Genomic DNA, 18,974 nt, shown 5'->3' on the forward strand with positions numbered 1-18,974 from the left:
CCTCCTTTCCGGTCGTCAAAAGTTTTTTGCATTCGGCTTGTTGAAGCCATAGCGTTCGAAAAATTCCTCACGGAAATCGGCGAGTCGATCTTCACGGATCGCCTGCCTCACCTGCTCCATCAATTTTATCAAAAAATAGACGTTATGGTAAGACGTGAGGCGGATGCCAAATGTTTCATCACATTTGATGAGATGGCGGATGTACGCGCGCGTATAGTTCCGGCACGTGTAGCAGTCGCAGTTCGGATCGAGCGGCGAAAAGTCCCGGGCATACTGAGCATTTTTGATGACGACTCGCCCTTCGCTCGTCATCACGGTGCCGTTGCGGCCAATGCGCGTCGGCAGCACGCAATCGAACATGTCGATGCCGCGGATCGCTCCGTCGATGAGCGAATCCGGCGAACCGACGCCCATTAAATAGCGGGGCTTGTCCGCCGGCAGAAGCGGCGTTGTAAACTCGAGCACCCGATTCATGACCTCTTTCGGCTCGCCGACCGACAACCCGCCGACCGCATAGCCCGGGAAATCGAGCGACACTAAATCGCGGGCGCTCTGCCGGCGCAACTCCTCATACTCGCCGCCTTGGACGATGCCAAACAGCCCTTGCTCATTCGGGCGGCGGTGCGCCTTCAAGCAGCGCTCCGCCCAACGGCTCGTCCGCTCGACCGACCGTTTCATATAGTCGTACGTCGCGGGATACGGCGGACATTCGTCAAACGCCATGATGATGTCCGCACCGAGCGCATTTTGAATTTCGACCGCTTTTTCCGGCGATAAAAACAGCTTATCGCCGTTTAAATGGTTGCGGAAATGGACGCCTTCTTCCTCGATGCGGCGGAATTCGCTCAAACTAAACACCTGGAAGCCGCCGGAATCCGTCAAAATGCCGCGATCCCAATTCATAAACGCATGCAACCCGCCCGCTTCCGCGACAATGTCATGCCCCGGGCGCAGCCAAAGATGATAGGTGTTGCTTAAAATGACGCCTGCACCCATTTCCTTCAACTCTTCCGGCGACAGCGTCTTGACCGTGGCGAGCGTCCCAACCGGCATAAACATCGGCGTTTCAAACGAGCCGTGCGGCGTATGGAGGATGCCAAGGCGCGCGCCCGTCTGCCGGCACGTTTTGATCAGTTCAAAGCGAATCGGTGTCGTCAACGTGCTCGTCTCCTTTCTCAAATGATGAGCATCGCATCACCGAAGCTGAAAAAGCGGTATCGCTCTTTGACCGCTACTTGATACGCGTGCAAAATATTTTCGCGCCCGGCGAGCGCACTCACGAGCATGATGAGCGTCGATTTCGGCAGGTGGAAGTTCGTCACCAGCCCATCAATCCCTTTGAACTCATAGCCCGGATAGATGAAAATGTCGGTCCAGCCGCTTTCTGCAACAAATCGGCCGTTATGTTTGCCGGCGATCGTCTCGAGCGTCCGTGTCGACGTCGTGCCGACGGCGATGATGCGGCCGCCTTGATTCCGGACACGGTTTAACGTCTCAGCCGTTTCCTCGCTCATTTGATAAAATTCGGCGTGCATATCGTGCTTCTCGACGTCGTCCACTTGCACCGGCCGAAACGTGCCAAGCCCGACATGAAGGGTGATGAAGACGATATGCACCCCTTTTTCGCGAATGGCGTCAAGCAGCTCTTCGGTGAAATGCAAACCGGCGGTTGGCGCCGCTGCCGAACCAATTTCACGGGCGTACACCGTCTGATACCGTTCCGGGTCGTCAAGCTTTTCTTTAATGTACGGGGGCAGCGGCATCTCCCCAAGTTCGGCCAATACTTCATAAAACAGGCCGTCATACGAAAACTCAAGCACTCGCCCGCCGTGTTCCAGCGTATCGAGGCAGACGGCTTCAAGCTTCCCCTCGCCAAAGGTGAGCTTCGTCCCCGGCTTGACCCGTTTGCCCGGCTTAACGAGCGTCTCCCAACGGTCGCCGTCCAATTGCTTTAACAGCAGCACTTCGACTGTTCCGCCCGTTTCCTCTTTTTCGCCGTAAAGCCGCGCCGGCATGACGCGCGTATCGTTTAAAACGAGGCAGTCGCCCGGATTCAAGTACGAAATAATGTTGCGAAACGTTTCATGGCGAATGGCGCCCGTTCGTTTATCGAGCACCATGAGCCTTGATGCCGCCCGGTCTGGAAGCGGCGTTTGCGCAATCAACTCTTCCGGCAAATGAAAATCAAACAAATCGACTTTCATGCAGTTCTCCTTTCTTCAGCGAAATCGTCCGAGCACGTAAAAAATCAATGATAACACAACGCTCAGCAAGATGGATGTCACAACGGGAAAATAAAACGTCATATTCCCTTTGCGGATGACGATATCCCCCGGCAAGCGGCCGAGTTTGACAAACTGCATGACAAACCCGACCATGATGAGCACAACGCCGATCGTCATGATCAACTTTGGCAAGCTGTTCACCGCTTCGGAACCTCCATTTCGAAATGGGTGTACGCAGCCGGCGTGACGACGCGCCCGCGCGGCGTACGCTGCAAGAGACCGATCTGCATCAAGTACGGCTCATACACTTCTTCAATCGTTTGTGCTTCTTCGCCGATGACGGCCGCCAGCGTTTCGAGCCCGACCGGGCCGCCGGCGAATTTTTCAATCATCGCTGAAAGCAGCTTATGGTCGATTTGGTCGAGCCCGAGCCGGTCGACTTGCAGCCGCTCGAGCGCCTCGACAGCAAGCGGCAGCGTAATTCCCCCCTCTCCGCGCACTTGCGCAAAATCGCGGACGCGCCGCAGCAAACGGTTGGCGATGCGCGGCGTGCCGCGCGCCCGACGGGCAAGCTCAAGCGCCGCTTCGCGCTCGATGCCGATTTGCAAGATGGCCGCCGCCCGCTCAATGATTTGGGCGAGTTGGTCGACGTGATAGTATTCGAGCCGGCTGATGACACCAAACCGGTCGCGAAGCGGCGCCGACAGCGCCCCGGCTCTCGTCGTCGCCCCGACGAGCGTAAATGGCGGCAAGTCGAGGCGAAGCGTGCGCGCATCCGGCCCTTTGCCAATCGCGATATCTAAGCAATAATCTTCCATCGCCGGATAGAGCACCTCTTCCACCGCCCGCGGCAGCCGGTGGATCTCATCAATAAAGAGCACATCCCCCGGCTCAAGCGAAGTGAGAAGCGCCGCCAAATCTCCCGGCCGCTCGAGCGCCGGTCCAGATGTCGCTCGCAGCTTGACGCCCATTTCATTGGCGATGATCACGGCGAGCGTCGTTTTCCCAAGCCCCGGCGGTCCGTACAGCAGCACATGGTCGAGCGTCTCTTCGCGGAGCTTGGCCGCTTCAATGAACACTTTTAAGTTTTCTTTGATCTTATCTTGCCCGATATATTCATGCAAATATTGCGGGCGCAAACTCGGTTCAAGCGCAGTTTCTTCCCCTAAGACCTCCCCGGATACAAGCCGTTCCTTCACCGTCATTCCTCCCTTTGGCCGCTGTTTATCCCAAAAGCAGCGCCAGCGCCCGCTTCACATACTGTTCCGTCGACATCGCTTCTTCGCGGAGCGCCGGAATGATTTTCTCGATCTCCCGTTCAGCGTAGCCGAGCGCCTTGAGCGCCGCCACCGCCTCGGCGAGCGCACCGGAAAGCGGTGCGGCCGAACGTGCAGCCGCCGGCGCCGCAAGCGCCCCGAGCTTCCCTTTTAAATCCAAAATCATTTGCCGAGCCGTCTTTTTGCCTACGCCTGGAAACTTGCATAAAAACGCCTCGTTTTCTTCCTCGATGGCCCGCGCCAGTTCATCAGGACGCCCGGCCGCCAAAATGGCGAGGCCGCCTTTCGGACCGATGCCGGACACTTGAAGCAGCTTTGTGAACAAGTTGCGCTCTTCGCGCGTGGAAAACCCGTATAAAGCGTGCACATCTTCGCGCACATATTCGTATGTATACACCGTCACCACCGCCTCGCGGCTCTCGCGAAAGGCAAACGGATTCGGCGTAAAAATTTCGTAGCCGATGCCGTTATGGTCGATGACGATATATTCCGGGCAGACGTAATCGACATACCCACGGATAAACTCGATCAATGGATGCTCCTCTCCTTTTTTCGTCCTTTCATTGTATCATATGATTTCATTATAGCAAAAAGAAATCCCGCGATGCGCTTTGCACCACGGGCTTTCGCTTGGTTTATTGGACGACCGCAAAATGGCGGTACATTTCGATCACTTGTTCATACCGCTCTTTCGAGAGGACGCGAATTCCTTTCTTCAGCTTTTCTTGCTGACGGCTTTCGAGCTTTTGCACGTCGATTTGGAAAAACGACTGGATGATTTCGCTCGACCGGCCCGGTTTGCCGTTGAAGATAGACAACGTGCCATCGTCCGTAATTCCGAAGTAGCCGTTTGTTTTTAACAACGGCGAAATGTCGTTGATTGTTTTGCGAAACACGATCGTCTGATCATCGAGCGTCACGAGTTGCCAACCGCGATATTTTTTCCATATTTCTGTCATCGAATCGACGGTTTCGGTGACTTTCTCTTCGCTCATCTCTCCGTCCAAGTATTGCCGCTCGAGCACAATCGTCATCTTAACCGGTGCGGCGGAGGCCGAATGAACCGGCAACACGATGGCGGCGATCCACAGTATGAGGGAAAGAATTCGCATCGTTTGTTCCTCTCTTCTCGGATGATGGTTCCTTTACGCCACTAGTTTCACCAGCGGACGCCATTTTATTCCTTGATCCATCAGCTTTTTTGCCAAGCAAGCTGCCGCCGATCCAAAAAGTGGGGCGGGGATCGAGCCAACGGCGCTCGATCATCATATTCCATTATGTTCCACGACCTTCGAACGTATGTACAAAAAAATCCGCCGGCTTCGCCGACGGACGCCGCTACTCCTCAAGCACCGATTCGTCCAAATTATGGTACACTTCTTGGACGTCATCATCATCTTCAAGCGTATCGATCAACTTCAGCATTTTTTTCAAATCGTCGCCCTCAAGCGTCGTATACGTTTGCGGAATCATCGTAATTTCCGCGCTGGCAAACGTGAATCCTTGCTGTTCCAGCTCGTCTTTCACCGTTTCAAACGATTCGGGCGCTGTATAAATTTCGAACGATTCGTCCGTTGTTTCCATCTCCTCGGCGCCCGCTTCAATGGCCAACAGCAGCAATTCATCCTCATCAACGTTGTGCTGTTCGCGGTCAATCACGAGCAGCCCTTTGCGCTCAAACAAATAGGAGACGCAGCCCGTTTCCCCTAAATTGCCGCCGTTTTTCGAAAACGCCGCACGCACGTTGGCGGCGGTGCGGTTTTTATTATCCGTCAGGCAAACGACCATGACGGCAACGCCGCCTGGTCCATATCCTTCGTAGCGAATTTCCTCATAGTTGGTATGTTCTTGGGTTCCAGTTGCTTTTTTAATCGCCCGTTCAATGTTTTCGCTCGGCATGTTGGCCGCTTTCGCCTTCTCAATGACAAGGCGCAGGCTCGGATTGGACGCTGGATCGCCTCCGCCGCTTTTGGCGGCCACATAAATTTCCTTCGCCAGTTTCATGAACAGTTTGCCGCGTTTGGCATCTTGAGCATTTTTCCGCCGTTGGATATTTTTCCACTTCGAATGTCCAGCCATCGACAGTTCTCCTCTCATCGCAACGGAATGTTCCGACTATTACTATAGCAAAAAACGCGGAAATTGTCAGCCAAGCTCCAGCGAAGGAGCAGCCATGAAAAAAGGCGCCCCGCTTTTTGGGGACGCCTTTTTCGTTTGTCACCGAGTGTTTTCCGGCCGTTCTTGAATCGTGCCATCGATAAAAATGGTGCGCAAATCACGGCGGATTTCTTCCATATTGATTGGAGTCCCGCGTCGAAGCGCGTTGTCAATCGTGCGAATGCGGTGGTACATGCTCGGATTCGAGGTGACGCGCACCCGCTTGCCGTCCGCGTACGGAGCGACCGCTTGCTCGATTTGCTTCTCAAGCCGCTTGGGATGGCGGGCGTCTGTGGCAATCGCGATGAGCGCCTGATCGCCATACACAACCGCGCGGGCATCGTCGACTCCGTTCACCGCTGCGGCGCGGCGGGAGAGCTTCTCAGCCAAACCGCCGGCATAGCTTCGGTAGTACGACGGGTGCGGATCGACGTTTAGCGAGTGCAAATGCCCATGGTAGTTGTAATCACTGTCACCGAAATCGACGTCGGGCGGAAGAGCCGGAACGTCCGTGTCAAACCGGGTCGCTGCTGGTCCTCCGAGGCGGCCGCCGTCCGTCAAATAATCGGTGACCGGACCGCGGCGCGCCCATATATAACGGTTGTCATAATTGAGCGCATTCGTCCCGTATCGGCCATAGCGGAAATCGTCGCCTCGCTCCGTCGAGTAAAAACCGATCGGTCTCGCCGCATCATGATAACGCTGCGCCCCTTCCTCATTCGCCCGGTAGTTGGTGCATGAGGCGAGCAATCCGGCGACCGACAACGCGCCGATCCATCTGACCGCGTATCTCAATGGAAAACCCCCCTTGGTTTCCTTCGCCCAAGGCTGGCATGAAGCCAGCCTTACGTTTAGCTTGCGGCAAACGCGGGGGGTTTATCGCTGTCAGTTCAACCCAACGAGATGACAGCTAAAACTTCGGCGGCGCAATCGCCAACTGCCGTTTATGATGCGAACGTTCATGAAGCCGTTCAATAATGTTTCGATCGCGTTCTGGAATATCTTCCCCTTTTAAATATTTATCGATCATTTCATACGTCGTGCCCATTTCGCTTTCATCCGTCTGCCCTTCCCACAGTCCGGCGCTTGGAGCTTTCTTGATAATTTCTTCCGGGACGCCGAGCAGACGGCCCATTTCGCGCACTTCGCCTTTTGTAAAGTGAATGAGCGGCACTAAATCGACTCCACCGTCACCGTATTTCGTAAAGTAGCCCGTATGCCATTCGGCGGCGTTGTCCGTACCGACGACGAGATAGCCGTAATTGTTGGCGACCGCATACAACGTCGTCATGCGCAAACGCGCCCTTGTATTCGCATCGCCGAGGCGCGCGCGCTCTTCGCTCCATTCCCCGATGGCTTTCAGCTCGGCCTCGACCGCGCCAAACAACGTCCGGTGCGCCTCGGTCAAATCGATGACCAAATGCCGGATGCCGCAGCTTTTCACCACTTTCAGCGCATCTTCCATATCTTTCGGATTGCTTTTGCAAGGCATGATCAGCCCCAGCGAATCGTCCGGAAAGGCACGCTTAATCAAATGGGCGACAACCGCCGAGTCGATGCCGCCGCTGATGCCGACGACCGCCCCGTTTAAACCGGCTGATGAGACTTGGTCACGCAACCATTGCACGAGTTTGTCAATTTTTTCTTGCATCCGTCCTCGACTCCTTTTCCAAAGATTCCATTCTTCATTGTAGCATAGCATAAAGGCGGCGGACAAACCGTTCTCTCCGCTTGCGGTCAAACACAAGGGGGCGGCGGCGCGCGGCGGCTGACCGCCATTCGCGAAACACATCAGCCGGAAATAAGAGCGCATGCAAAAACCAGCGTTTTTCCAACCAACGGCGAAGCGGAGCGAAACGGGCGAGTGTTGAATATGACCAACCGATATACGGCAAGAGGCGATTGGCGTATTGGCAATAGTCAAGCCCGGGCGAGGCAAGAGCGGCCGCGTCATAGTCGATGAGGTACATCTGGCCGGTTGTGGTGCGCAAAAAATTATGGGAGGCGACATCACCATGAATGATGGCAGCAGAATCCGCCGTCAACTCTGGAGCATGCTCGCGACACGTTGATAGACAGTAATCCGCCCAGCTCAGCGTAAATAAAATGTCTTCTTTGTCCATGATCGTTTCAACAACAGGCAAATGTCGGCAAAACTCCTCATAGCGGCGCCGCCATTTGTCATACAGCTGCGCACGCGGCAGCCCCATCGCCTCCTGCTTGCTGCTGGCGATGTTTGCCGTTATGGTATGGTAACGTTCGAGCAAATGAAGTCCGTCAGCGGCGTCAGCCCAAGCGGCAAACGAGATTGGACGCGCTCCGGCCACATATTCCGTCAGCAGCCAATAGCATCCGCCGGCTTCAACCACTCCTCCGCGCCCGATCGGCATAGGGGCCGGCGCGGCGGAAAAACCGGTCTTCCTTAATGCGGCAAGAAGCCAGGCGTGCCGCGCGGCCGCAACAGGAAAGCGATACGCTTTGGCGACAAACATTCCTTGCCGGGCGGCAATGGCGAAGACATGCGGTTTCAATGCCACAACTTGTTGAATAACCAGCCGATATTGGCGTTCAAGAAGAAAAAAGAGACGGCCGGCGGCGTCTCTTTTCACTTGGTTATTGTTCCTCGCCATGCCCGCTCTCCTCATCCGGCGGTTCGCTAAACAAACGCGGACCGGCAGTCGGCGGAGCGGATGATGGCGGGTAGGATGGCGGCGCGTATCCCGCTGGACTTGTCGGGTAAACGACGCCTGGCCACGGAAGCGGCGGCGCTGACTGCGGCGCATATCCGTATGGACCCGGCAGGGCGTACCCTCCGTAGTACGGGGGCGGCGCATAGGCCGGCGCATATCCAAAAGGCGGATAGCCGGCAGGCGAAGTATACGCCGCAGGCGGCGCATAAACTGCCGTTGCAGCGCCGGGCGGCGGGAGAACGCCCCCTGTGGACGGGACAAACGGAGCGGCAACCCCAGGCCCAGAAAACGGCGGCTCTAATGATTCACTGCTGCTTTCGTGAATGCCGGGAAACGGCGCCGAACCGTTTTCCGGACTTTCACCGCTTTTCCCAACGGCCGACGGCGCAGACGATGGCGGATAGGACGTCGGCATGATCGGCAGCGGCGGCGCGTAAAAACCGCTCCCCGGCCAAACTGGCGGCACTGGCGTACATCCTTGGTCAGTGCCAAATATGGGGATCGTCGGCGGGGCGACAGGAACGTATGGAATGTTCGGCAGCGGCGGCGCGTCTTCGCTCTCAGCCGCCGGTTCCCCTTTCCATTCAGCTGGGCTTTCATTGTCCTCCTCTTTCATCATGTTGGGCAAAATATTGCTCGGCTTCGGCGGAATCGGCGGCACGTTGGCCAGCGATTGAGCGAACGAAAGTTGAGGAGGCGGGGCCACCGGCGGAATCGTATGCACAAGCGGCGGCACAGAGGCGCCTTTCGCTTTTGCCCCTTCTTTTGCCTCCGCTTTCGGCGTTTTTGGTGCTTCTTGTGCCGTTGCTTTTGGCGCTTTTTTCTCGACAGCCTTTGGCGTTTCGTTCATCGCCGCTTTCGGCGCCTCACCCGCCGGTGCCTTTGGCGCTTCATTGATGGGCGCATTCGGCGTTTCGTTCACCGGTACGTTCGGCGCTTCATTCACCACTGCTTTTGGTGCCGCTTTTGGCGCTTCCTTCTCGACGGCCTTTGGCGCTTCATTGATGGGCGCATTCGGCGTTTCATTCACTGATACATTTGGCATTTCGTTCACCGGCACGTTCGGCGTTTCATTCACTGATACATTTGGCATTTCGTTCACCGGCACGTTCGGCGCTTCATTCACTGGCACATTCTCCGCCTTCTTCTCCGGCGCTTTCGGTGTTTCCTTTACGACTGCTTTGGGCGTTTTCTTTACCACTGCTTTCGGCGCCTCACCCGCCGGTTCGTTTACCGCTGCCTCGCCTTCCGGAACAGGGGCGACAGCAGTGTCAAGCTCGGCATCAATGTGGAATGAGACGAACGGTTTCGCCTCCGCGTACGGGTGCTCTTTTACGTGCATTTTTTTGGGTGACACAGGCGCTTTCGTCTCTTTTTTGACCGGCACTCCTGCTGTCGGCACTTTGATTTTCATTCCAGGCATAATCATATTCGGGTCGCTCAAATGCCCATTTATTTTTTTCAATTGTTCAAAATCCACTCCATATTTTTGGGCGATTTTCCAAAGGGTGTCGCCCTTTTGGACAATATGGATTTTCACTCCGTTCCCCTCCTAAACCGAGACTGTTTACGCTCGATCGAACCATGCTTGTTTCCCGTTATCGTCTTTCAACACAATGTATGACGATGATCGTTGATTTATGATAAAAAAATCCCTGACCGAACGAGGATCCCTCCTCGTCAAGCCAGGGAAAAAGCTAGGCAAGCGAAAGCATGCGGTCGAGCGCCTCTTTTGCCTCTGCGGCGATGTCTTTCGGAACGGTGATGCGATTGACGATCGCTCCTTGCTCAAGCGATTCGAGCGCCCAGACGAAATGCGGCAAATCAATTCGATTCATCGTTAAACACGGGCACATATATGGATTGAGAGAAACGATTTCTTTGTCTGGATGTTCATGCTTCAGCCGGTTCACCAAATTCATTTCCGTTCCAATCGCCCACTGGGTGCCGGGTGGAGCATTGCGGATCGTTTCAATAATGTATTTTGTCGAACCGGCGTAGTCTGCTTGCTGGACGACCTCCCAGCTGCATTCCGGATGGACGATGACATGGATTCCCGGCTTTATCCGTCGAATATGCTCGATTTGTCGCACGGTGAAGTTTTCATGCACGGAGCAATGTCCTTTCCAAAGAATGACTTTCACCTTGTCGAGATCGTCCGCCCCTTGGAGCGTCTCCTCATGCGGATCCCACACCGCCATCTCGTCAAGACGGATGCCGAGCGCATAGGCCGTATTTCTCCCTAAATGCTGATCCGGCAAAAAGAAAATCCGTTCATTCCGTGAAAACGCCCAAGCCATCATCTTTTTCGCGTTCGACGAGGTGACGGTCGCTCCGCCATGGCGGCCGACAAACGCTTTAATCGCCGCGGTCGAATTGACGTACACAAGCGGCACGATCGTCTCGCCAAACCGCTCAATAAGCGCCGCCCATGCCCGCTCGACTTGAAAAATATCGGCCATATCGGCCATTGAACAGCCGGCGCGCAAGTCCGGCAAAATGACCGTTTGGTCGTCGCTCGTTAAAATATCGGCGGTTTCCGCCATAAAATGGACGCCGCAAAACACAATATATTCGGCTTCGCTGTTCTTTGCCGCGAGCTGGGCAAGCTGAAGCGAATCGCCGGTCGCATCGGCGAACTGAATGACCTCATCCTTTTGGTAGTGATGGCCCGGGATGAAAAGGCGCCGGCCGAACCGTTCTTTCACCGCGCGGGCGCGTGCTTCGAGCTCGCTTCGTTCCATCGTTTTATACCGTTTGGGCATCTCATCCAGCCGTTTCAACTGTTCAAGGACGTTCACGGTTCTCCCCTCCATTATCGCAAATTGAAACTCATATCGAGCGCCGGGGCGGAATGGGTTAAACATCCGAGCGAAATGTAGTCGACTCCGGTCGCGCCGTACGCCGCCACATTGGCGAGCGTAATTCCCCCCGACGCTTCCGTGATGATCGGCTTTGGCACAAGCCGGACGAACGCCCGCACCTCATCCGGCGTCCGGTTGTCAAACATAATGACATCCGCCCCGGCTTCGACCGCCTCGAGCACTTCGTCTTCCGTTTCGGTCTCTACTTCGATTTTCACCATATGCCCAAGCCGCTCCCGCACCGTTTTGACGGCGCGGGCGATCGATCCGCAAAAGGCGATATGGTTGTCTTTAATCATGACACCGTCGTACAGGCCAAAGCGGTGATTATAGCCGCCGCCGCATGTGACGGCATATTTTTCAAGCATGCGCAGCCCCGGCGTCGTTTTCCGCGTGTCGCAAATGCGTGTGGAGCTATTGCCAAGCAAGTCAACGGCCTGTCGCGTCACGGTGGCAATGCCGCTTAACCGCTGCAGCAAGTTTAAAATGACGCGCTCACCGGACAACAGCGGCCCGACCGGGCCGGATGCGACGGCGATCGTTTCGCCGGCTTGGACCCGTTCGCCGTCCTGTTTCATGATGGTTACTTCGACGCGCGGATCCAGCAGCTGATAGCCCGCCGCAATAATGCCGACGCCGGCCACCACCCCGTCCGCTTTGGCCATAAACATGCCTGATGCCCGTTCATGAGCCGGAAAAATCGTCTCGCTCGTCACATCGCCGTCGCCAATATCTTCAAGAAAAAACTGTCGCAACAGTTGTTCGAGCTTCAACCGGTTCATCTTTCATCCCTCCGTTTTCTTTGCCGCTTTACCTCCCAGCCCCAAGGCGGGCCCACTCTTCTTTCGTCCGCACGAGGCGCCGCCCCCGCCACTTTGGGCATTCACGCGGAAAATCGCTCCGGTAATGGCCGCCGCGGCTTTCCGTGCGCCCAAGCGCTGATGAAGCGACAAGCCAGCCCACTAGCAACATGTATCCTGTTTCAATCTCCTCTGCCGACAATCGTTCAAGGTCGCCATCCAGCCAATCCGGCAACGAAAACTGTTCCAACCAGTCGACCGCTTTGCGAAGCCGATCGCCGTTGCGGACGATGCCGACAAACGTTGACAGCTGTTCGCGAATGAGCGCCCGCTCTGGCAGCCGTGGTACAATCAAACGACGCGGGCTGGATGAATCCGCTCGGTGCACCGTTTCCGGCCACGCCGCCTGACGGCGGATGGCGCAGGCCGCACGGAATCCAAAGACGATCGCTTCAAGCAACGAGTTGCTCGCGAGCCGGTTGGCGCCGTGCACACCGGTGCACGCCGCTTCCCCGACGGCGTACAAGCCCGGAACCGTCGTCTGCCCCCACTCGTTGACGACAACGCCGCCCATTAAAAAATGGGCGCCCGGCGCGACAGGAAGGCGGCCGGCTTCAAAGTCGACTCCATAGGCCTCACATAGCGCGGCGATCGTCGGAAAGCGGCGGCGGAAGTGGGACACGCGGGAAATATTCAAATAGACGCGGCCGCCGCGATCGAGTTCCGCCGCGATCGCTCGGGCGACGATGTCGCGCGGAGCGAGATCGCGAAGCGGATGGACGCCGTCCATCAGCGGTCTTCCGTCTTCCGCCTCAAGCACCGCCCCTTCGCCGCGCACCGCTTCCGAGACGAGCCCGACCGCTTTTCCGCCGGCAACGAGCATCGTCGGATGAAATTGGATAAACTCCATATCCGCCACCGCCGCACCGGCGCGGTACGCCATGGCAATGCCGTCGCCAGTCGCCGTCGGCGCATTGGAAGTGAACGTATACAATCCGGCGCATCCACCGGTCGCCAACACGACGGCCGACGCCGGCCAAATGGACACCGAACCGTCTTCCCGCTTCGTTTTCACCCCGACGCAACGCCCCTCTTCCACAAGCAAATCAATCACCTGCTCGCCTTCTTCCATCCATACGCGTCCCTCGAGCCGCTCAAGCAAAAACGAAACGAGTGCTTTGCCCGTTTGATCGCCGCCGGCGTGCAAAATCCGGCGGTGGCTATGCCCGCCTTCAAGGCCGAAACAAAACCGGCCGCGTTCGTCCCGATCAAACGCCATGCCGGCGTTGATCCATTCTTGCAGCCGCCTCGGCCCTTCGCGGACAAGCCGTTCGACCATTCGTTCATCGTTATGAAAGCAGCCGGCGACCATCGTATCGCGGAAATGAGCGCGCCAATCGTCGCTCTCTGCCAGCGCCGCGGCCACCCCTCCTTGCGCCCGCCATGAATTGCTGTCGGTGCAACGTTTTTTTGTGAATATCATCACATGGTCGAGCTCAGATAAATGATACGCGACCGTTAACGCCGCCAGCCCGCTTCCGACGATAATCACGCCACCTTCCTTCACTCTCGGACGCCCCTTTCTTTTCACCTGTCTTGACATCTATATTTACACATATTTAAACTAATGGCAAGAGGTTTGGCGAAAAAAATGATGCAAAGGCGGGGGAATATGATTTATTTGGATTACGCGGCAACGACGCCAATGTGCCAAGAGGCGATCGCCGCTTACGCTGAAGCGGCGTCCGTTTACTTTGGCAACGAAAGCAGCTTGCATGACATCGGAACGAAAGCGAAACAACTGCTTGCCTTATGCCGGCGCGAACTCGCCGCCATGATTAACGGAGAAGCGGAAGGGATCTATTTCACAAGCGGCGGAACGGAAGCGAACGTGCTCGCGATCCGTTCGCTAGCTGCCGCCTACCGGCATAAGGGAAACCACCTGATCACGACCGAAATCGAGCATGCCTCGCTCCATCACCTGTTCAAGCAGCTGGAAACAGAAGGATATACGGTCACGTATTTGCCCGTCGACCGATTCGGGCGCATTCGACTTGCCGATTTGGAGCGGGCGATCACGCCGAAGACAATCCTTGCTTCCATCCAGCACGCCAACTCGGAAATCGGCACGATTCAGCCGCTTGCCGACATCGGCCGCCTCCTGCGGGCGCACGGCGTCCTTTTTCATAGCGACTGCGTGCAAACTTTTGCTAAAATACAGCTAGATGTTCAAGAGATAGGACTAGACAGCCTATCCGTTTCCGCCCATAAAGTGTACGGTCCCAAAGGGGTCGGCGCTGTGTACATCAACCCGCGCCGGCATTGGAAGCCGGTATTCCCGGGAGCGACGCACGAATCAGGCTTTCGGCCGGGAACGGTCAACGTACCGGGTATTGCCGCCTTCATTACGGCCGCGCAGCAGCTCCATCGACGAATGGCGGACGAACAGTCGCGTTTGGAACGACTGCGGAATCGGTTGCTTCACGCCATCGCCGCCAAACAGCTGCCGGTGGCGGTGGAAGGCCATCCCGATTTCCGTCTTGCCCATATTATCGGTTTGTCCGTCGCTGGGTACGAAGGGCAGCTTGTGATGCTTGAATGCAACCGCGCCGGCATCGCCATTTCCACCGGCAGCGCCTGCCAAGTCGGGCTGCAAGCGCCGTCGCGGACGATGCTCGCCGTCGGGAAAACGCCTGAAGAAGCGAAGCAATTCATCCGCGTCTCATTGGGCGCGGCCACGACCGAAGCGGAGATCGACCAGTTCGTTTCCACATTGGAGCGACTTACATCGGCATGAAAGGAGGAATGGCAGGTGAAAGAGGAAAAGAAAATTTTAGGGGAAAGGCGGCGCCAGCTCATTTTGCAATGGTTGAAAGAAAGCGAAGCGCCGCTCACGGGGGCTGAGCTGGCAGCGAAAACGAACGTCAGCCGCCAAGTGATCGTCCAAGACATTTCACTGTTAAAGGCGCGCAACGAACCAATCATCGCCACAAGCCAAGGCTATTTGTATTTAAAGCCGGCTGAACCGGCCAAAACGTACACGAGGACGGTCGCCTGCTTCCATACGCCAGAACAGACGAAAGAAGAGTTGTATTTGCTCGTGGATTGCGGCGTGACAGTCAAGGACGTCAAAATCGAGCATCCGGTTTACGGCGATTTAACCGCCTCGATCATGGTGAGCAACCGCCTGGAAGTCGACCAATTCATCGCCAAAATCGAGGCGACAAAATCGTCGTATTTGTTGCAGCTGACGGACGGAACCCATTTGCATACGCTGGAAGCCGATTCACCAGTGAAGCTTGACGCCGCCTGCCGCGCCTTGAAACAAGCCGGCTTTCTCATCGAAGCGTAAACTGGACCTGGCCGAACATCGGTTCATTCCCTGCGGAATACTGCGCGGCGGGCCGTCTAAAAAGGAACAGGCGGACGGCAGCAGACCGCCCGCGTGTTTTTGTCTGTGTCAAGCAAAATAATATGGATAGCTGCCCAACAGCTGCACAGTGCAGCCGAGCGCCTCAATTTCCGCGATCGCCCCCGGGATGAGGACGTCATCCATCGGCGCGTCGATGTCAATAATAAAGAAATAATTTCCAAGGCCCGTTTTCGCTGGGCGCGATTCGATTTTCGTCAAGTTGAGCCGCCGCCAGGCAAACGCTGATAACACTTGATGGAGTGCGCCCGGACGGTCTTGCGGCAGCATGACGACCACGGTCGTCTTGTCGCCGGCATAAAGAGGCGAAGCAGGCGAAAGCGGCTCTTTGCGCCGGCTGACGACAATAAAGCGCGTATGGTTGTAATCGTAATCGTGGACGTTTTCCTGCACGATCACCAGCCCGTATTTTTCCGCCGCCAGCCGGTTGGCGATCGCCGCCGCCGGCAAGTGCGGATGCTCGCTCACAAATTTCGCGGCGGCGCTCGTTGACGTCATCGGCACTTGCTTCGCCCCTTTCAGCACCGTATGCAAAAACTTCCGGCATTGGGCAATGGCGTGCGAGTGGGAATACACTTCTTTCACTTCGCGCCAATGCGGGGTGAAATATGGGTGCACCATCAAATGTTGCTCGATGGGCACAACGATTTCGCCGATGATCGGCAACGGCTGTTCGTGAATTAAATAGTCGAGTGTCAAATTGACCGATCCTTCCAAGGCGTTCTCGAGCGGCACCACGGCCGCTTCAATCTCTCCGGCCGCCGCGGCGTCAATGCAATCGGGAATCGTGTCATACGGCTCCCGCGGCTGCGACGGAAAAAGAAGAGCAGCCGCCGCTTCGGTGAACGTCGCCTTCGGTCCTAAATAACCGATTTTCATCTCGTTTGCCTCTCCCTTGCTTTAATACACTCCCGAACCGACAATTTCCACTTTTTCGACAAATTCGAGCTGTTTGAGCTTAGCGAGGAGCTCATCAATCTCCTCGTTCATATCGTTTGTGCTGACCGACAGCGTCACGTTCGCCCTCCCTTGAAGCGGAATCGTTTGATGGATGGTCAGCACGTTGCAGCCGGCCGCCGCCACAACGCCAAGCAGCTGTGACAACGTTCCGGAGCGGTCTTCTAAATGGAAAAAGAGCGTGACGATGTTTTCTTTCGTCACCGCTTGGAACGGAAAAATGGCATCGCGGTATTTGTAAAACACACCGCGGCTGATGTTGGCGAGCTGCGCCGCCTCGGCAACCGAGGCGGCTTTTTTCCGCTCAAGCAGCTGTTTCGCGAGCACGACTTTCTTCATCGCTTCCGGCAGGACGTCTTCGCGCACCAAATAAAATTTTTTCTCCACCGCATCTTCCCCCGCTCTATTCATCCCAGTCGTCGACAAACTCGAACTCGTAATCAAGCAACCGGATCGTGTCTCCGTCTTTCGCGCCGCGCTCACGCAGCGCATCATCCACCCCCATCGCCTTCAGCTGGCGGGCGAAGCGGCGCACCGATTCTTCGCGCGAGAAATCCGTCATCTTAAACAACTTTTCAATTTTGTCGCCCGCCAAAATGAATGCTCCGTCGCTGGCGCGGGTGATCGTAAACGGCGGCTCCTCTTTTTCATATTTGTACACGACGCGCTGCACGGCCGGATCTTCCCGTTCATGAAGCGGGAATTCCGGCGTCGTTTCCAACAGGTCGGCGATGGCAAACAACAGCTCGCGCACTCCTTGTCTTGTCGCTGCAGAAATCGGAAAGACCGGCACCGCATCGCCGACTTTCTCTTTGAAGCGGCGCAAATTTTCTTCGGCGTTCGGCATGTCCATTTTATTGGCGGCAACAATTTGCGGCCGCTCGGTCAAGCGCAAATTGTACTGTTTCAGCTCTTCGTTGATGACGAGATAATCGTTGTACGGATCGCGCCCTTCGACCGCCGCCATGTCGATGACATGGACGATGACACGCGTCCGTTCAATATGGCGCAAAAACTGATGCCCGAGCCCGACCCCTTGATGGGCCCCTTCAATCAATCCCGGCAAGTCGGCCATCACAAAACTGCGCCCGTCTTCCGTTTCGACAACGCCCAAGTTCGGAACGAGCGTCGTAAAATGGTACTCGGCGATTTTCGGACGGGCTGCGGAGACGACCGACAGCAGCGTCGATTTGCCGACGCTTGGAAACCCGACCAGCCCGACGTCAGCGAGAAGCTTCAGCTCTAAAATGATGTTGCGCTCTTCGCCCGGTTCGCCGTTTTCCGCAATTTCCGGCGCTGGGTTGGACGCCGTCGCAAATCGGGTGTTGCCGCGCCCGCCGCGCCCGCCTTTGGCGACGACAAACCGCTGCCCCGCCTCGGTCAAATCGGCGAGCACTTCGTTCGTATCCGCATCGATGACAACGGTGCCTGGGGGCACTTTGACAATCAAGTCTTCCGCATTTTTGCCATGCTGGTTTTTCGACATGCCGTTTTCGCCGCGCGGCGCTTTAAAATGGCGCTGGTAGCGGAAATCCATCAACGTCCGCAGCCCTTCATCAACGACAAAGACGACATCGCCGCCTTTGCCGCCGTCTCCGCCGGCCGGCCCGCCTTTTGGGACGTATTTTTCCCGGCGGAACGCGACCATGCCGTTTCCTCCGTCCCCGCCTTTCACATAAATTTTCACCTGATCAACAAACATGGCTGTTCCTCCGATTCGCTTCCATCATGGTATCATGGCGAAATGAGTATGACTAATACTTATTATTGTATACAGAGTCGATTCCATGATGTCAATATGTACGCAAGCACCGGCCGTCTGCGGGCTGGCGGGACGGCTCAAGCCCAGCCGCCGCTTTTCGGTCCGATTGGATCGATCCGTTCGCACCTCTTAGGGCAAAATAAGCTTTGCCTTCCATTTTCCTTCGTCCAACCAATGGTCAAGATTCCGCCGCCAAAAGCTCAAGCTCCACCGTCAATTCGCCCTCGCCAACGGCAAACGACGCGAGCCGAAGCGGCGGTGATGGTTCGCAGCGCTTAAGCCAAGTGCGAATGGCTTCGCCATCTCGAAACGTGCCGCAATAATCCAAAAACAGCGCCGCCCGTCGGTCGGACAGCTCAATGGACAAACATAAATGGTTTTCTGTCCGCTCATCGGATTGCGCTTCAAGCAGGTGAAAAAATTGGCGGCACCATTCAGTCAGCTGCTCATCGCACCGCGACCAATCGGCTTCGCCGTCCGTGATTTCATACTCAAGAAAAAGCGGGCGCGGCTCCCAGTTATAAGTCATGACAAGCTCAGCGAACTGCTCGGCTTTCAAGTTCGTCAACCGTGTTTCCTGATGCATCTCGGCGATCATGTCTTCAATGATTTCCTGCACCCGTTCGATTTTATTGAGCGCCAAATGCCCTTTGATGAGCTGGATTTTGTTCAGCCAGTCATGGCGGGCATGGCGCATCACCTCAACGACAGTCCATCGCTTCTCCATCCAACGCTCCCCTATCCACTAAGCGTAGGCTCCCTGCCTCGCTTGGACTTCCGCCTCCATGGGGGAGGCATGTACTTTTACTATA

The 18,974-nt window shown here is 56.1% G+C and carries 21 protein-coding genes; 2 read left to right on the plus strand and 19 right to left on the minus strand.

What is annotated here, in order from left to right:
• Nucleotides 1–15: 15 nt before the first annotated feature.
• The 14 genes from tgt to nadB all read right to left on the minus strand — a co-directional run bounded on the left by tgt (nt 16) and on the right by nadB (nt 13,616).
• On the minus strand, nt 16–1,158 hold the full coding sequence (tgt, locus tag I656_RS03265; protein WP_033006363.1) for a tRNA guanosine(34) transglycosylase Tgt: 1,143 nt from the start codon (nt 1,156–1,158) through the stop codon (nt 16–18).
• A gap of 17 nt (nt 1,159–1,175) precedes the next feature.
• On the minus strand, nt 1,176–2,204 hold the full coding sequence (queA, locus tag I656_RS03260) for a tRNA preQ1(34) S-adenosylmethionine ribosyltransferase-isomerase QueA (RefSeq protein ID WP_020756202.1): 1,029 nt from the start codon (nt 2,202–2,204) through the stop codon (nt 1,176–1,178).
• 15 nt (nt 2,205–2,219) lie between these two features.
• Nucleotides 2,220–2,426 carry a DUF2905 domain-containing protein gene (locus I656_RS03255; RefSeq protein WP_011232066.1) on the minus strand — a complete coding sequence of 69 codons (207 nt, stop codon included), beginning with the start codon at nt 2,424–2,426 and terminating at the stop codon, nt 2,220–2,222.
• Nucleotides 2,423–3,424 (minus strand): Holliday junction branch migration DNA helicase RuvB, encoded by a 1,002-nt coding sequence (gene ruvB / locus I656_RS03250; protein WP_033006369.1) that lies wholly within the window; start codon nt 3,422–3,424, stop codon nt 2,423–2,425. Before ruvB ends, I656_RS03255 begins: the two co-directional genes overlap by 4 nt.
• Before the next feature lie 25 nt (nt 3,425–3,449).
• Nucleotides 3,450–4,034 carry a Holliday junction branch migration protein RuvA gene (gene ruvA / locus I656_RS03245; protein WP_020756204.1) on the minus strand — a complete coding sequence of 195 codons (585 nt, stop codon included), beginning with the start codon at nt 4,032–4,034 and terminating at the stop codon, nt 3,450–3,452.
• Between the two features lie 103 nt (nt 4,035–4,137).
• Nucleotides 4,138–4,614, minus strand: coding sequence for an intercompartmental signaling factor BofC (locus I656_RS03240; RefSeq protein ID WP_011232069.1), 477 nt, complete (start codon nt 4,612–4,614; stop codon nt 4,138–4,140).
• Nucleotides 4,615–4,840: 226 nt separating this feature from the next.
• Nucleotides 4,841–5,581 (minus strand): YebC/PmpR family DNA-binding transcriptional regulator, encoded by a 741-nt coding sequence (locus I656_RS03235; protein WP_014196414.1) that lies wholly within the window; start codon nt 5,579–5,581, stop codon nt 4,841–4,843.
• A 138-nt stretch (nt 5,582–5,719) separates the two neighbouring features.
• The gene (locus tag I656_RS03230) at nt 5,720–6,454 is read right to left on the minus strand and encodes a YhcN/YlaJ family sporulation lipoprotein (RefSeq protein ID WP_020756206.1); all 735 of its coding nucleotides are present in this window, start codon (nt 6,452–6,454) and stop codon (nt 5,720–5,722) included.
• A gap of 115 nt (nt 6,455–6,569) precedes the next feature.
• A complete protein-coding gene (gene nadE / locus I656_RS03225) occupies nt 6,570–7,310 on the minus strand; it encodes an NAD(+) synthase (RefSeq protein WP_013144627.1) in 741 nt (246 codons plus the stop codon).
• Between the two features lie 34 nt (nt 7,311–7,344).
• Nucleotides 7,345–8,289: a phosphotransferase gene (locus tag I656_RS03220; RefSeq protein WP_033006364.1), complete on the minus strand. Its 945-nt coding sequence runs from the start codon at nt 8,287–8,289 to the stop codon at nt 7,345–7,347.
• A complete protein-coding gene (safA, locus tag I656_RS03215; protein ID WP_020756209.1) occupies nt 8,273–9,889 on the minus strand; it encodes a SafA/ExsA family spore coat assembly protein in 1,617 nt (538 codons plus the stop codon). Before safA ends, I656_RS03220 begins: the two co-directional genes overlap by 17 nt.
• 157 nt (nt 9,890–10,046) lie before the next feature.
• Complete coding sequence (gene nadA / locus I656_RS03210) at nt 10,047–11,150, minus strand: quinolinate synthase NadA (RefSeq protein WP_033006365.1); 1,104 nt, start codon at nt 11,148–11,150, stop codon at nt 10,047–10,049.
• A 14-nt stretch (nt 11,151–11,164) separates the two neighbouring features.
• Complete coding sequence (nadC, locus tag I656_RS03205; protein ID WP_013524231.1) at nt 11,165–11,995, minus strand: carboxylating nicotinate-nucleotide diphosphorylase; 831 nt, start codon at nt 11,993–11,995, stop codon at nt 11,165–11,167.
• A gap of 28 nt (nt 11,996–12,023) precedes the next feature.
• Complete coding sequence (gene nadB, locus I656_RS03200; RefSeq protein ID WP_020756211.1) at nt 12,024–13,616, minus strand: L-aspartate oxidase; 1,593 nt, start codon at nt 13,614–13,616, stop codon at nt 12,024–12,026.
• 69 nt (nt 13,617–13,685) lie between these two features.
• Here nadB and I656_RS03195 point away from each other — a divergent pair, with 69 nt between their 5' ends.
• Both I656_RS03195 and I656_RS03190 read left to right on the plus strand, forming a co-directional pair.
• Nucleotides 13,686–14,810 carry an IscS subfamily cysteine desulfurase gene (locus I656_RS03195; protein WP_013524233.1) on the plus strand — a complete coding sequence of 375 codons (1,125 nt, stop codon included), beginning with the start codon at nt 13,686–13,688 and terminating at the stop codon, nt 14,808–14,810.
• A 15-nt stretch (nt 14,811–14,825) separates the two neighbouring features.
• Nucleotides 14,826–15,365, plus strand: a complete 540-nt coding sequence (locus I656_RS03190; RefSeq protein ID WP_013144620.1) for a transcription repressor NadR — start codon at nt 14,826–14,828, stop codon at nt 15,363–15,365.
• A 108-nt stretch (nt 15,366–15,473) separates the two neighbouring features.
• Here the strand turns inward: I656_RS03190 and pheA are convergent, their stop codons facing one another.
• The 5 genes from pheA to I656_RS03170 form a co-directional block, all read right to left on the minus strand.
• Nucleotides 15,474–16,322, minus strand: coding sequence for a prephenate dehydratase (gene pheA, locus I656_RS03185; protein WP_011232080.1), 849 nt, complete (start codon nt 16,320–16,322; stop codon nt 15,474–15,476).
• 21 nt (nt 16,323–16,343) lie between these two features.
• The gene (locus I656_RS03180; RefSeq protein WP_011232081.1) at nt 16,344–16,787 is read right to left on the minus strand and encodes an ACT domain-containing protein; all 444 of its coding nucleotides are present in this window, start codon (nt 16,785–16,787) and stop codon (nt 16,344–16,346) included.
• A 16-nt stretch (nt 16,788–16,803) separates the two neighbouring features.
• Nucleotides 16,804–18,102: a GTPase ObgE gene (gene obgE, locus I656_RS03175; RefSeq protein ID WP_011232082.1), complete on the minus strand. Its 1,299-nt coding sequence runs from the start codon at nt 18,100–18,102 to the stop codon at nt 16,804–16,806.
• Between the two features lie 91 nt (nt 18,103–18,193).
• On the minus strand, nt 18,194–18,319 hold the full coding sequence (locus I656_RS19790; protein WP_255348559.1) for a hypothetical protein: 126 nt from the start codon (nt 18,317–18,319) through the stop codon (nt 18,194–18,196).
• A gap of 21 nt (nt 18,320–18,340) precedes the next feature.
• The gene (locus I656_RS03170) at nt 18,341–18,889 is read right to left on the minus strand and encodes a sporulation initiation phosphotransferase B (protein ID WP_015375495.1); all 549 of its coding nucleotides are present in this window, start codon (nt 18,887–18,889) and stop codon (nt 18,341–18,343) included.
• Between the last annotated feature and the right edge of the window lie 85 nt (nt 18,890–18,974).

It is taken from the genome of Geobacillus sp. WSUCF1 (genome assembly GCF_000422025.1).
GTDB lineage: Bacteria > Bacillota > Bacilli > Bacillales > Anoxybacillaceae > Geobacillus > Geobacillus zalihae.

Excerpts from the sequence above, each read along its gene's own strand:
- queA (WP_020756202.1), bottom strand. The coding sequence starts at position 2,204 with ATGAAAGTCGATTTGTTTGATTTTCATTTGCCGGAAGAGTTGATTGCG.
- I656_RS03240 (WP_011232069.1), bottom strand. The coding sequence starts at position 4,614 with ATGCGAATTCTTTCCCTCATACTGTGGATCGCCGCCATCGTGTTGCCG.
- I656_RS03235 (WP_014196414.1), bottom strand. The coding sequence starts at position 5,581 with ATGGCTGGACATTCGAAGTGGAAAAATATCCAACGGCGGAAAAATGCT.
- nadE (WP_013144627.1), bottom strand. The coding sequence starts at position 7,310 with ATGCAAGAAAAAATTGACAAACTCGTGCAATGGTTGCGTGACCAAGTC.
- I656_RS03220 (WP_033006364.1), bottom strand. The coding sequence starts at position 8,289 with ATGGCGAGGAACAATAACCAAGTGAAAAGAGACGCCGCCGGCCGTCTC.
- nadC (WP_013524231.1), bottom strand. The coding sequence starts at position 11,995 with ATGAACCGGTTGAAGCTCGAACAACTGTTGCGACAGTTTTTTCTTGAA.
- nadB (WP_020756211.1), bottom strand. The coding sequence starts at position 13,616 with ATGTCAAGACAGGTGAAAAGAAAGGGGCGTCCGAGAGTGAAGGAAGGT.
- I656_RS03195 (WP_013524233.1), top strand. The coding sequence starts at position 13,686 with ATGATTTATTTGGATTACGCGGCAACGACGCCAATGTGCCAAGAGGCG.
- pheA (WP_011232080.1), bottom strand. The coding sequence starts at position 16,322 with ATGAAAATCGGTTATTTAGGACCGAAGGCGACGTTCACCGAAGCGGCG.
- obgE (WP_011232082.1), bottom strand. The coding sequence starts at position 18,102 with ATGTTTGTTGATCAGGTGAAAATTTATGTGAAAGGCGGGGACGGAGGA.
- I656_RS19790 (WP_255348559.1), bottom strand. The coding sequence starts at position 18,319 with ATGGAAGGCAAAGCTTATTTTGCCCTAAGAGGTGCGAACGGATCGATC.
- I656_RS03170 (WP_015375495.1), bottom strand. The coding sequence starts at position 18,889 with ATGGAGAAGCGATGGACTGTCGTTGAGGTGATGCGCCATGCCCGCCAT.